The organism is Klebsiella sp. CN_Kp073 (assembly GCF_040065495.2).
Taxonomy (GTDB): Bacteria; Pseudomonadota; Gammaproteobacteria; order Enterobacterales; family Enterobacteriaceae; genus Klebsiella; species Klebsiella aerogenes.
In genome coordinates this window covers 3,360,220-3,371,905 of record NZ_CM198051.1, presented here as the reverse complement: position 1 = coordinate 3,371,905, position 11,686 = coordinate 3,360,220, and the positions used below count along the sequence as shown (strand labels likewise).

Sequence of the window (11,686 nt, the reverse complement as noted above, 5' to 3'; positions counted from 1 at the left end):
TGCCGGTGCGTCGGCATGAAGCAGACAACATCAACCGCGCCGCGCGAAAGCGGCTCGGCGCTGGCGCAGATGGCCCAGCGTCTGCCGCTCTCCGACGCGCATTTTCGCCGCATCAGCCAGCTTATCTATCAGCGCGCCGGGATCGTGCTGGCGGCGCATAAGCGCGAGATGGTGTACAACCGGCTGGTGCGCCGCTTACGTCTGCTGGGCATTCATGATTTCGGCGACTACCTGGCGCTGCTGGAAAGCGACCCGCACAGCGCCGAGTGGCAGGCGTTTATCAATGCGCTGACCACCAACCTGACGGCCTTTTTTCGCGAGGCGCACCACTTTCCGATTCTGGCGGAGCATGCGCGCTCGCGTCCGGGCGGCTATAGCGTGTGGAGTACCGCCGCTTCGACCGGCGAAGAACCTTATTCCATCGCCATCACGCTCGGCGATGCGCTGGGGGAGCGCGCCAGCGGTTGCCAGGTCTGGGCCAGCGACATTGATACCCAGGTGCTGGAGAAAGCCGAAGCGGGGATTTATCGCCATGAAGATCTGCGTACCCTGACGGCCGGGCAGATGCAGCGCTATTTTCTGCGTGGCACCGGGCCGCATCAGGGGCTGGTGCGCGTGCGTCAGGAGCTAGCGGCGCGGGTCAACTTCCAGCCGCTGAATCTGCTGGCGCCAGAGTGGGCGCTGCCGGGGCCGTTCGACGCGATTTTTTGCCGCAACGTGATGATCTATTTCGATAAGCCGACGCAGGAGCGCATCCTGCGCCGCTTTGTCCCCTTGCTTAAACCGGGGGGGCTGCTGTTTGCCGGTCACTCCGAGAATTTCAGCCAGATCAGCCGGGATTTCTACCTGCGTGGACAGACCGTGTATGGGCTGACCAAGGAGAAGTGATGAGTAAAATCAGAGTGTTATGTGTTGATGATTCGGCCCTGATGCGCCAGCTGATGACCGAGATCGTCAACGGCCACGCCGATATGGAGATGGTGGCGGTGGCCCCGGACCCGCTGGTCGCACGGGATCTGATCAAAAAATTTAACCCACAGGTGCTGACGCTGGACGTCGAAATGCCGCGCATGGACGGCCTCGATTTCCTCGAAAAGCTGATGCGCCTGCGGCCGATGCCGGTGGTGATGGTTTCGTCGCTGACCGGTAAAGGTTCGGAAATTACCCTGCGCGCGCTGGAACTGGGGGCGGTGGATTTCGTCACCAAACCACAGCTCGGGATCCGCGAAGGCATGCTGGCCTACAGCGAACTGATCGGTGAAAAGATCCGCACCGCCGCGCGGGCGCGGCTGCCGCAGCGCGCCAATGGCCAGCCGCCGGCGATTTTAAGCCACGGACCGCTGCTGAGCAGCGAGAAGCTGATCGCCATTGGCGCTTCCACCGGCGGCACCGAAGCGATTCGTCAGGTGCTTCAACCGTTGCCGGCCACCAGCCCGGCGCTGCTGATCACCCAGCATATGCCGCCGGGATTTACCCGCTCGTTCGCCGAACGGCTGAATAAGCTGTGCCAGATCACGGTGAAAGAGGCGGAAGAGGGGGAACGCGTGCTGCCGGGACACGCCTATATCGCGCCTGGGGATCGCCATCTGGAGCTGGCGCGTAGCGGCGCTAACTATCAGGTCAAGCTGCACGACGGCCCGGCGGTGAATCGCCATCGTCCCTCGGTGGATGTGCTGTTTCGCTCGGTGGCCCGCCACGCCGGGCGCAATGCGGTGGGGGTGATCCTCACCGGCATGGGCAACGACGGCGCGCAGGGGATGCTGGAGATGCATCGCGCCGGGGCCTATACCCTGGCGCAGAGCGAAGCGAGCTGCGTGGTGTTCGGCATGCCGCGCGAGGCCATCGCCAGCGGCGGGGTCAGCGAAGTGGTTGAACTGGAGCGCATGAGCCAACGCATGCTGGCGCAGATAGCCGGCGGCCAGGCGCTGCGAATTTAAATTCACGCCGCCGGGACGTCCCGGCGGCGTGGTGTGAAGTGAGTTAAAAATGACACTGTTCAGGGGTAGTAATGGCAGATAAGAATCTCCGTTTTCTGGTCGTCGACGACTTTTCCACCATGCGTCGTATCATCAGAAATTTGCTTAAAGAGCTCGGCTTCAACAACGTCGAAGAGGCGGAAGATGGCGCGGACGCGCTAAATAAGCTGCGGGCCAGCAGCTTTGATTTCGTGGTCTCCGACTGGAACATGCCCAACGTCGACGGTCTGGAGCTGCTGCAGACCATTCGTGCCGATGCCGCGCTGGCGGCGATGCCGGTACTAATGGTGACGGCGGAAGCGAAAAAAGAAAATATTATTGCCGCCGCGCAGGCAGGCGCCAGCGGTTATGTGGTGAAACCTTTTACGGCGGCGACGCTGGAAGAAAAGCTCAACAAGATTTTCGAAAAATTGGGCATGTAAGGAGAGGGCGATGAGAGAGATTCCAATGCCTGCCAGCGATGCAGCGACCGCGGGAGAGATAATCTCCCGTATCGGCCAGCTCACCCGCATGCTGCGCGACAGCATGCGCGAGCTGGGGCTCGATCAGGCGATTGCCCAGGCGGCCGAGGCGATCCCGGATGCCCGCGACCGCCTTGATTACGTTGTCACCATGACGGCGCAGGCGGCGGAACGGGCGTTGAGCTGCGTGGAGGCGGCGCAGCCGCGCCAGGCCGAACTGGAGTCCGGCGCCAGCGCGCTAAAATCGCGCTGGGATGAGTGGTTCGCCAATCCGATCGAACTGGACGACGCGCGCGCGCTGGTGACCGACACCCGTGAGTATCTGGAACAGGTGCCGGGCCATACATCCTTTACCAACGCCCAACTGATGGAAATCATGATGGCGCAGGATTTCCAGGACCTGACCGGTCAGGTTATCAAGCGCATGATGGACGTGGTGCAGGAAATTGAAAAGCAGCTACTGATGGTGCTGATGGAAAACATGCCGGAACCGCCGGTGAAAGAGAAACGGGCCAACGATAGCCTGCTTAACGGCCCGCAGCTTGATCAGAACGGCGTCGGCGTTATCGCCAACCAGGCGCAGGTTGACGATCTGCTCGATAGTCTCGGTTTCTGAATATGACGGGGCGCAGTTGCTGCGCCCCTGCCGCCTTTCCCTCATCCGTGAAATAACCCCTCTTTTTCGCCGTTGTTCCGCCAATGACTTCGCCAATTTTTTGGCATGCTGACCGCCATTCTTTACCCTCCCGACACAGGAACTGCAGGCTTGGCGGAAGACAGCGATCTGGAAAAAAGCGAGGCCCCCACCGCTCACCGGTTGGAGAAGGCGCGTGAAGAGGGCCAGATCCCGCGATCGCGCGAGCTGACCTCGGTGCTGATGCTGGTGGCCGGGCTCGCCATTATCCTGATGTCCGGCAGCAATATCACTCGCCAACTGGCGGAGATGCTGACGCAGGGCCTGCACTTTGACCACGGAATGGTCAGCAATGACAAACAAATGCTGCGCCAGCTGGGAATGCTGCTGCGTCAGGCGGTGCTGGCATTGCTGCCGGTAATGGCCGGGCTGGTGCTGGTGGCGCTGGCCGCGCCGATGCTGCTTGGCGGCATTTTATTCAGCACCAAGTCGCTCAAATTCGATCTTAAACGGCTGAATCCGCTTTCCGGTCTGAAACGCATGTTCTCCACCCAGGTGCTGGCGGAGCTGTTAAAAGGGATCCTCAAAGCCACGCTGGTCGGTTGGGTAACCGGGCTGTACCTGTGGCACAACTGGGCGGCGATGCTGCATCTGATGACCCAACAGCCGCTCGACGCGTTGGCCAATGCGCTGCAGATGATCCTCTATTGCGGATTTCTGGTGGTGCTCGGATTGACGCCGATGGTGGCGTTTGACGTTTTTTATCAGCTGTGGAGCCACTTCAAAAAGCTGAAGATGACCAAACAGGATATCCGCGACGAATTCAAAGATCAGGAAGGCGACCCGCATGTTAAAGGGCGGATCCGTCAACAGCAGCGGGCGATTGCCCAGCGGCGGATGATGGCCGATGTGCCGAAAGCGGATGTGATAGTCACTAACCCGACCCACTATGCCGTGGCGTTGCAGTACAACGATAAAAAAATGAGCGCGCCGAAGGTGTTGGCTAAAGGGGCGGGGGAGATTGCGCTGCGCATTCGCGAACTGGGAGCGCAACACCGTATTCCGATGCTTGAAGCGCCGCCGCTGGCCCGCGCGCTCTATCGCCATAGCGAGATTGGCCAGCATATTCCCGCCACCCTCTATGCCGCGGTCGCCGAAGTGCTGGCCTGGGTTTATCAGCTGCGCCGCTGGCGGCGCGAGGGCGGCCTGATCCCGAAAAAACCTCAACGTTTACCGGTGCCGGAAGCACTGGATTTTGCAAAAGAGAGTGACTCTGATGGCTAATTTGGCCTCCCTGCTGCGTTTGCCGGGGAATGTTAAAGATACGCAATGGCAGGTGTTGGCAGGCCCAATCTTGATCCTGCTGATTTTGTCGATGATGGTGCTGCCGCTGCCGGCGTTTATCCTCGACCTGCTTTTTACTTTCAATATCGCATTGTCGATCATGGTGCTGCTGGTGGCGATGTTTACCCAGCGCACGCTGGACTTCGCCGCGTTTCCAACCATTCTACTGTTCTCGACGCTGCTGCGCCTGTCGCTCAACGTCGCCTCGACGCGCATCATTTTGATGGAAGGGCACACCGGGGCCGCCGCCGCGGGACGGGTCGTGGAGGCCTTCGGCCACTTCCTGGTCGGCGGTAATTTCGCCATCGGTATCGTGGTGTTTATTATCCTCGTGTTGATCAACTTCATGGTTATCACCAAAGGCGCCGGGCGTATCGCCGAAGTGGGGGCGCGTTTCGTGCTCGACGGCATGCCGGGTAAGCAAATGGCGATCGATGCCGACATGAACGCCGGGCTTATCGGTGAAGACGAGGCGAAAAAACGTCGCGCTGAAGTCACGCAGGAAGCCGATTTCTACGGTTCGATGGACGGCGCCAGCAAGTTTGTCCGCGGTGATGCCATCGCCGGGCTAATGATTATGGTGATTAACGTGGTCGGCGGACTGCTGGTCGGCGTGGTGCAGCACGGTATGGAGCTGGGCGCGGCGGCGGAAAGCTACACCTTGCTGACCATCGGCGACGGGCTGGTGGCGCAAATCCCGGCGCTGGTGATCTCTACCGCCGCCGGGGTCATCGTTACCCGGGTGGCGACCGATCAGGACGTCGGCGAACAGATGGTCGGCCAGCTATTCAATAACCCAAAGGTCATGCTGCTGTGTGCCGCGGTACTTGGGCTGCTGGGGCTGGTGCCGGGGATGCCGAACCTGGTTTTCCTGCTGTTTACCGCCGCGCTGCTCGGGCTGGCCTGGTGGCTGCGCGGCCGTGAAAAACAGGCGCCGAAAGCCGCCGACGAACCCATCGTGCAGGAGAATACTCAGGCCGCGGAAGCCAGCTGGGCTGATGTCCAGTTGGAAGATCCGCTGGGCATGGAAGTGGGTTACCGGCTGATCCCGATGGTCGATTTTCAGCAAAATGGCGAGCTGTTGGGGCGTATCCGCGGGATCCGCAAGAAATTCGCCCAGGAGATGGGCTATCTGCCGCCGGTGGTACATATTCGCGATAACCTTGAACTGGCGCCCGCCCGCTACCGCATTCTGATGAAAGGAGTGGAAATCGGCAGCGGCGAAGCGCAGCCGGGGCGCTGGCTGGCGATTAACCCCGGCAACGCCATCGGCGAGCTGGCGGGGGATAAAACCATCGATCCGGCCTTCGGTCTGGAGGCGGTGTGGATCGATAGCGCGTTGCGCGAGCAGGCGCAAATCCAGGGCTATACGGTTGTTGAGGCCAGTACGGTGGTGGCGACCCATCTCAACCATCTCATCGGCCAGTTCGCCAGCGAGCTGTTTGGCCGCCAGGAGACGCAGCAACTGCTCGATCGCGTGTCGCAGGAGATGCCGAAGCTGACCGAAGATTTCGTACCGGGCGTGGTGTCGCTGACCACGCTGCATAAGGTGTTGCAGAATCTGCTGGCCGAGCGGGTATCGATCCGCGATATGCGTACCATTATCGAGACGCTGGCGGAGCATGCGCCGACGCAAAGCGATCCCTACGAGCTGACCACCGTCGTGCGCGTGGCGCTGGGGCGGGCGATTGCCCAGCAGTGGTTCCCCGGCAATGGCGAAATTCAGGTTATCGGCCTGGATACCCAACTGGAACGACTGCTGCTACAGGCGCTGCAGGGAGGCGGCGGTCTCGAACCGGGCCTTGCCGACCGCCTGCTGGAGCAGGCGCGGCAGGCGCTGCAGCGCCAGGAGATGCTTAGCGCGCCGCCGGTGCTGCTGGTTAACCACGCGCTGCGCCCGCTGCTGGCGCGTTTCCTGCGTCGTAGCCTGCCGCAGATGGCGGTGCTTTCCAACCTGGAGATCAACGACGATCGCCAGATTCGCATGACCTCAACCATTGGAGCGGCCTGATGACGCGCTTTCTTCCTTTATTGTGCCTTTTATTGCCGGTTGCCGCCGGCGCGGCATCGGGCTCATGGATTGCCGAAGGGCCCGGCGTCACTCTTGAACAGGGCGGGATGAGTGATTCCTCCGCCGCGCTGCTGCCGCCCAATACGCTGCCTGGCGGCAATGCGCGCATCGAGACCGTTAGCTGGCGCTATCGTCTGCTGTCAGCGGAGCCGGCGGGGCTGCAGGTGCATTTGTGTAGCCTGAATCGCTGTATTCCGCTGACCAGCGCCAGCGGCACCAGCCACGCGTTGGCCGGCGAGGCGGCAGAAGGGCCGCTGCGTTTTGTCTATTCCGTACAGACCCGCGGGCCGTTAAACCCGCCGCTGCGGGCGATTGCCAATCAGGTTATCGTTAATTATCAGTAGTTGTGGGGAAAAGTTTTGTATTAATACAGAGCACATTGCGCTCCCGAAATGTCTTCCGCGTTATGTCTCTCCTGGCGCAGGGAGCGCACAGGGGGATTCTGAGATCACCAGCACCAGTAGTGTCAGCCAGCATGGTGAATAAATTAAAGGCAGGCCGCACGGACCGTAGATACTGTTATCGGTTGGCAACTTTTTTAAGGGTTTTTCCCGGACGCGGCGCGTTGCGCCTTCTCCGGGCTACCAAATCGCAAAGCGCTGTAGCCCCGGTAAGCGGCAGCGCCACCGGGGGATTTTGAGATCACCAACACCGGCAGTTTCAGCCAGCATGGTGAATAAATTAAAGGCAGGCCGCTCGGACCGTAGGTCAGGTAAGCGTAGCGCCACCTGACAAAAAACGGCGCTACGGGTAATCGTCACCAGCGGGGAAAATACAGAGAAAGGCGTTCAGACGCCGATTTTACGGCCCAGCAGACTCGCGGCGCGCGACTGGCCATCCGGCCCGTACAGCGATTTATTATTCTGGCTAAGAATTGCCAGCGCCTGCTGGTTATGGGCGATCTGTTGATTGAGCAACAGACCGTTATGCTGATTCTTTTCACGTAGGCTCTGGCTTAACTGCTGGATCTGCCGCCAGCGTTCGCCGAAGCTTTCATGGCCGGGGTAAGGCGCGCGTAGCGCAAGGTTGGCTTCCAGCGTCGGGCGCTGTTGCTCAAGCCAGGCCACCGTCGCCAGCAGCTGGCTCTTGCTATCGGTGATGCGCTGCAGCGCCACGCCGGGCAGTTCATCCGCACATAGCAACTGTTGCTCTTGCGCCAGCACGTCATCCAGCGTCCGCAGGGTTTCCGCCAGTTTATCCAGCAGAGTGCGTAATCTGTCCATCATCAGGCCTTATCTGTTTTGCTACCGGCAAGGCGCTGGATATCGTTGTGCGCATCCTGCAGCAGGGCGTCGGCGATTTTGCCCGCGTCCATTTTCAGTTCGCCGCTGCGAATCGCCTGTTTGATGGCCTCAACCCGGTTCATATCAATATCCTGGGTGCCTGGCTGCATCAGCCGCGCCTGCGCATCGCTCAGTTTCACTTTGGTGGCGCTAACGGCGGTTTCCGCCACGGCGGCCTTACGCGGCTGAAGCGGGTTGTCGGCCGTGGTTTCACGCGGCTGCACCGTGGAAACCGGCTGTAACCGCTGGGTGCGATCGATACTCATGGTCCATCTCCAAAATGGGTTTCTAATGGGGTTATCGGCAGGGGCTGGCAAACCTTTACTTTTTTATAACGTAATACGGATGGATCCATCCTCCCCGGCGATACCGCTGACGATTTTGCCAGAAACCATGCGTACGCGCACGCTATCTTCGGCCGCCGCGTTATTCATTGCTTTACCGGAACCGCTGATGCTAAAGCCGTCGCCCTCGGCCATGACCTGCACCGGCTGACCGGCTTTAATCACCCACGCGCGACGCAGCATCGACAGCGTCAGCGGTTGCCCTGGGCTGATATTTCGCAGCGTCACGGCGCCCAGCGCTTTCTTACTGTCGGTCAGCGTACGCGGCGGCAGGGTATCGAGCCTGCCTGATTTTAGCACCACATCCGCCGGGGTCAGCGGCGTTCCGCCGCTAATACCGCGCGCCGCCGTCAGATAACGGCCAAATACCTGTACCTGGGTCTGAATAAACCGCCGCTCCTGTCCGCAGCGGGCGGAGACGCTGATATTGCCGCCGATTCGCGCATTGGGCGCCAGCGACAGCTGCGGTAATTCACACGGCGGCCACTGGGCGGGCGGCGTGCGCACCAGCACTTTCACCTGCACGGCATTATCGTTGAATTTACTTTTAATGAAGCTTTCGATTTGCGTCGCCAGCGTGTCGGCGCGGGCGCTCAGGCTGCACAGCAGGCCGACCAGCAGGATTTTACTTTTCATCGCGTTCCCCTCACGCCACCCGGAAAGGGGTTAAGTGTAACGGCTGCCCTGAGGGACTAAACAGATAAATAGCGCTCCATTTTGCCCCTATTCCCGCGATAGGTTGGCGCAGGGGGCGTTTATGCTGTCGGCTCCAAATTCTAACCTTGCGGAGGGAGCATGCTCGACAAACTGGACGCTGCTCTGCGTTTTGGCCAGGAGGCGCTGAACCTGCGCGCCCAGCGCCAGGAAATACTGGCCGCCAATATCGCCAACGCAGACACGCCGGGCTATCAGGCGCGGGATATCGATTTCGCCAGCCAACTGAATAAAGTCCTGCAACAGGGGCGGGTAAACGGCAACGGCATGGCGCTGAACCTGACGGCGGCGCGTCATATTCCGGCGCAAACCATGCAGCCGCCTGAGCTGGATCTGCTGTTTCGGGTGCCGGACCAGCCGTCGATGGACGGCAACACCGTGGACATGGATCGCGAACGCACCAACTTCGCTGACAACAGCCTGAAATATCAGACCGACCTGACGCTGCTCAACGGTCAGATCAAAGGGATGATGTCGGTGCTGCAACAAGGATAAGGCGAATGTCTTTACTCAATATTTTTGATATCTCCGGCTCGGCGCTCTCGGCCCAGTCGCAGCGGATGAACGTCAGCGCCAGCAATATGGCCAACGCCGATAGCGTCACCGGCCCGGATGGCGAACCCTATCGCGCGAAGCAGGTGGTGTTCGAAGTGGCCGCGGCGCCGGGGCAGCAGACCGGCGGCGTGCGCGTCTCACAGGTGGTTGACGATCCGGCGCCCGCGCGGATGGTTTATCAACCGGGTAATCCGCTGGCCGATGCTAAGGGCTACGTGCGGATGCCGAATGTCGATGTGGTGAGCGAAATGGTTAACACCATCTCAGCCTCCCGCAGCTATCAGGCCAACGTCGAAGTGCTCAACACCACTAAGTCGATGATGATGAAAACCCTGACGCTGGGTCAGTAACCGGAGATCCCGATGGCTATCGCCGCAACCACCAATGAATCGACCAATAACGCGGTTCTTGATTCCGCCAGCAAAAGCAGCACCAGCCAGGATTTGCATAACAGCTTCCTGACGCTGCTGGTGGCGCAGTTGAAAAATCAAGACCCGACCAACCCGATGCAGAACAACGAGCTGACCTCGCAGCTGGCGCAGATTAATACCGTACAGGGCATCGAAAAACTCAACACCACCCTTGGCGCGATCTCCGGGCAGATCAACAGCAACCAGTCGCTGCAGGCCAGCGCGCTGATCGGCCACGGCGTGATGGTACCGGGTAATAACATTCTGGTCGGCAGCAAAGAAGGCCAGGTCAGCACCACGCCGTTTGGCGTCGAACTGGAGCGTGCCGCCGATCAGGTCACGGCAACCATTACCAACGCCAACGGCCAGGTGGTGCGGACCATTGAGATTGGCGGCCTCACCGCCGGGGTGCACGCCTTTACCTGGGACGGCTCGCTGGATGATGGTACCGCCGCGCCGGACGGCGCCTATAAAGTGGCGATTAACGCCAAGGGCAACGGCGAGCAACTGGTGGCGCGCAGCCTGCACTTCGGCATGGTTAACGGCGTGATTAACGACAGCAACGGCGCGAAGCTGGATCTTGGCCTTGCCGGTAACGCCAGTCTCGAAGAAGTGCGGCAGATCCTGTAATTCGCACCTGATTTTATCGATATCCTCAATATTTGGAGAGTAACATGGCCTTTTCTCAGGCAGTCAGCGGCTTAAATGCGGCGGCCACCAATCTCGACGTGATTGGCAACAATATCGCTAACTCCGCGACCGCGGGTTTTAAATCCGGCAGCGTGTCGTTCGCCGATATGTTCGCCGGTTCGCAGGTTGGACTGGGGGTTAAAGTCTCCGGAATCACCCAGAACTTTAAAGGCGGCACCACTACCGGCACCAGCCGCGCGCTGGATGTGGCGATTAACGGCAACGGCTTCTTCCGCATGCAGGATAAAGACGGCGGTATTTTCTATACCCGCAACGGCCAGTTTAAGCTGGACGAAAACCGTAATCTGACCAATATGCAGGGGCTGCAGCTGACCGGCTATCCGGCCGCCGGCACGCCGCCGACCATTCAGCAGGGCGCCAACCCGGTACCGCTGAGCATTCCCGAAGGGATGATGAACGCCAAAGCATCGACTTCCGGCGAAATGGTCGCCAACCTCAAGTCGACGCATAAAGTGCCGGAGAACAAGACCTTCGACCCGGCGAAGCAGGACAGCTACAACTACGTCAACACCATCACCGCCTACGATTCGCTGGGTAACGCCCACAACATCAACGCCTATTTCGTGAAAACCGACGATAACAAATGGCAGGTCTATACCCAGGACGGCAGCGCGGCTGCGGTCAGCGCGGGCACCATGGAGTTCAATACCAGCGGCAACCTGGTCAGCGTTAACGGTCAGGCGGGCGAGTTCAGCATGACCATTCCGATGAGCGCGAAAGACGGCGCACCGGCGCAGAACTTCACGCTTAGCTTCGCCGGTAGTATGCAGCAGAACGTCGGTAGCGATTCGGTGAGTAAAGTGGCGCAGGATGGTTATGCCGCCGGCGAATACACCAACTTCCAGATTAACGATGACGGTACCGTCGTCGGTATCTACTCCAACCAGCAGACCCAGGTCCTGGGGCAGATTGTGATGGCCAACTTCTCCAACCCGGAAGGGCTGGCGTCGCAGGGCGATAATGTCTGGCAGGAGACCGGCGCGTCCGGCCAGCCGCGTGTAGGACTCTCCGGCGGCGGCGGTTTTGGCAAGCTGACCAGCGGCGCGCTGGAGTCGTCCAACGTCGACCTGAGCCAGGAGCTGGTGAACATGATCGTCGCCCAGCGTAACTATCAGTCCAACGCCCAGACCATCAAGACGCAGGATTCGATCCTGCAGACGCTGGTCAGCCTGCGCTAACGGAA

General features: G+C 60.1%; 14 protein-coding genes. 11 read left to right on the top strand and 3 right to left on the bottom strand.

Annotation, left to right across the window (positions count from 1 at the left end; translation table 11 throughout):
- The first annotated feature begins 15 nt into the window (after positions 1-15).
- The 7 genes from cheR to ABLV66_RS16420 all read left to right on the top strand — a co-directional run bounded on the left by cheR (position 16) and on the right by ABLV66_RS16420 (position 6,830).
- Positions 16-888, top strand: a complete 873-nt coding sequence (gene cheR, locus ABLV66_RS16450) for a protein-glutamate O-methyltransferase CheR (protein ID WP_047043697.1) — start codon at positions 16-18, stop codon at positions 886-888.
- Positions 888-1,937, top strand: coding sequence for a protein-glutamate methylesterase/protein-glutamine glutaminase (locus tag ABLV66_RS16445; RefSeq protein WP_045397782.1), 1,050 nt, complete (start codon positions 888-890; stop codon positions 1,935-1,937). The genes cheR and ABLV66_RS16445 overlap by 1 nt, the downstream gene beginning before the upstream one ends.
- 71 nt (positions 1,938-2,008) lie before the next feature.
- Positions 2,009-2,398: a chemotaxis response regulator CheY gene (gene cheY / locus ABLV66_RS16440; protein ID WP_015367338.1), complete on the top strand. Its 390-nt coding sequence runs from the start codon at positions 2,009-2,011 to the stop codon at positions 2,396-2,398.
- 10 nt (positions 2,399-2,408) lie between these two features.
- The gene (gene cheZ, locus ABLV66_RS16435; RefSeq protein ID WP_113374265.1) at positions 2,409-3,053 is read left to right on the top strand and encodes a protein phosphatase CheZ; all 645 of its coding nucleotides are present in this window, start codon (positions 2,409-2,411) and stop codon (positions 3,051-3,053) included.
- A gap of 150 nt (positions 3,054-3,203) precedes the next feature.
- Positions 3,204-4,355, top strand: coding sequence for a flagellar biosynthesis protein FlhB (gene flhB, locus ABLV66_RS16430; RefSeq protein ID WP_015367336.1), 1,152 nt, complete (start codon positions 3,204-3,206; stop codon positions 4,353-4,355).
- Entirely contained in the window at positions 4,348-6,426 is a 2,079-nt protein-coding gene (flhA, locus tag ABLV66_RS16425) for a flagellar biosynthesis protein FlhA (protein WP_213797494.1), read from the top strand. Before flhB ends, flhA begins: the two co-directional genes overlap by 8 nt.
- Positions 6,426-6,830, top strand: a complete 405-nt coding sequence (locus ABLV66_RS16420; protein WP_045397788.1) for a flagellar protein FlhE — start codon at positions 6,426-6,428, stop codon at positions 6,828-6,830. The genes flhA and ABLV66_RS16420 overlap by 1 nt, the downstream gene beginning before the upstream one ends.
- Before the next feature lie 444 nt (positions 6,831-7,274).
- Here ABLV66_RS16420 and ABLV66_RS16415 read toward each other — a convergent pair whose 3' ends face one another.
- From ABLV66_RS16415 to flgA, 3 genes are all read right to left on the bottom strand, one after another.
- Positions 7,275-7,709 carry a flagellar protein FlgN gene (locus ABLV66_RS16415; RefSeq protein WP_315712748.1) on the bottom strand — a complete coding sequence of 145 codons (435 nt, stop codon included), beginning with the start codon at positions 7,707-7,709 and terminating at the stop codon, positions 7,275-7,277.
- Between the two features lie 2 nt (positions 7,710-7,711).
- Positions 7,712-8,035, bottom strand: coding sequence for a flagellar biosynthesis anti-sigma factor FlgM (gene flgM, locus ABLV66_RS16410; RefSeq protein WP_348876194.1), 324 nt, complete (start codon positions 8,033-8,035; stop codon positions 7,712-7,714).
- A 63-nt stretch (positions 8,036-8,098) separates the two neighbouring features.
- A complete protein-coding gene (gene flgA / locus ABLV66_RS16405; RefSeq protein WP_047065471.1) occupies positions 8,099-8,749 on the bottom strand; it encodes a flagellar basal body P-ring formation chaperone FlgA in 651 nt (216 codons plus the stop codon).
- A gap of 159 nt (positions 8,750-8,908) precedes the next feature.
- On the opposite strand from flgA, the gene flgB reads away from it, so the two are divergent.
- Genes flgB through flgE form a run of 4 tightly spaced genes read left to right on the top strand, consistent with a single transcriptional unit; the run spans position 8,909 to position 11,681 of the window.
- Positions 8,909-9,322, top strand: coding sequence for a flagellar basal body rod protein FlgB (gene flgB / locus ABLV66_RS16400; protein WP_015367330.1), 414 nt, complete (start codon positions 8,909-8,911; stop codon positions 9,320-9,322).
- 5 nt (positions 9,323-9,327) lie between these two features.
- Positions 9,328-9,732, top strand: coding sequence for a flagellar basal body rod protein FlgC (flgC, locus tag ABLV66_RS16395; protein WP_015367329.1), 405 nt, complete (start codon positions 9,328-9,330; stop codon positions 9,730-9,732).
- 12 nt (positions 9,733-9,744) lie between these two features.
- The gene (flgD, locus tag ABLV66_RS16390) at positions 9,745-10,422 is read left to right on the top strand and encodes a flagellar hook assembly protein FlgD (RefSeq protein WP_015367328.1); all 678 of its coding nucleotides are present in this window, start codon (positions 9,745-9,747) and stop codon (positions 10,420-10,422) included.
- Between the two features lie 44 nt (positions 10,423-10,466).
- Positions 10,467-11,681 (top strand): flagellar hook protein FlgE, encoded by a 1,215-nt coding sequence (gene flgE, locus ABLV66_RS16385; RefSeq protein ID WP_015367327.1) that lies wholly within the window; start codon positions 10,467-10,469, stop codon positions 11,679-11,681.
- Positions 11,682-11,686: the final 5 nt, after the last annotated feature.

Coding starts and splice junctions, on each gene's coding strand:
- cheY (WP_015367338.1), top strand. CDS start 2,009: ATGGCAGATAAGAATCTCCGTTTTCTGGTCGTCGACGACTTTTCCACC.
- flgC (WP_015367329.1), top strand. CDS start 9,328: ATGTCTTTACTCAATATTTTTGATATCTCCGGCTCGGCGCTCTCGGCC.
- cheZ (WP_113374265.1), top strand. CDS start 2,409: ATGAGAGAGATTCCAATGCCTGCCAGCGATGCAGCGACCGCGGGAGAG.
- ABLV66_RS16445 (WP_045397782.1), top strand. CDS start 888: ATGAGTAAAATCAGAGTGTTATGTGTTGATGATTCGGCCCTGATGCGC.
- flhA (WP_213797494.1), top strand. CDS start 4,348: ATGGCTAATTTGGCCTCCCTGCTGCGTTTGCCGGGGAATGTTAAAGAT.
- cheR (WP_047043697.1), top strand. CDS start 16: ATGAAGCAGACAACATCAACCGCGCCGCGCGAAAGCGGCTCGGCGCTG.
- flgD (WP_015367328.1), top strand. CDS start 9,745: ATGGCTATCGCCGCAACCACCAATGAATCGACCAATAACGCGGTTCTT.
- ABLV66_RS16415 (WP_315712748.1), bottom strand. CDS start 7,709: ATGGACAGATTACGCACTCTGCTGGATAAACTGGCGGAAACCCTGCGG.
- flgE (WP_015367327.1), top strand. CDS start 10,467: ATGGCCTTTTCTCAGGCAGTCAGCGGCTTAAATGCGGCGGCCACCAAT.
- flgA (WP_047065471.1), bottom strand. CDS start 8,749: ATGAAAAGTAAAATCCTGCTGGTCGGCCTGCTGTGCAGCCTGAGCGCC.
- flgM (WP_348876194.1), bottom strand. CDS start 8,035: ATGAGTATCGATCGCACCCAGCGGTTACAGCCGGTTTCCACGGTGCAG.
- ABLV66_RS16420 (WP_045397788.1), top strand. CDS start 6,426: ATGACGCGCTTTCTTCCTTTATTGTGCCTTTTATTGCCGGTTGCCGCC.
- flgB (WP_015367330.1), top strand. CDS start 8,909: ATGCTCGACAAACTGGACGCTGCTCTGCGTTTTGGCCAGGAGGCGCTG.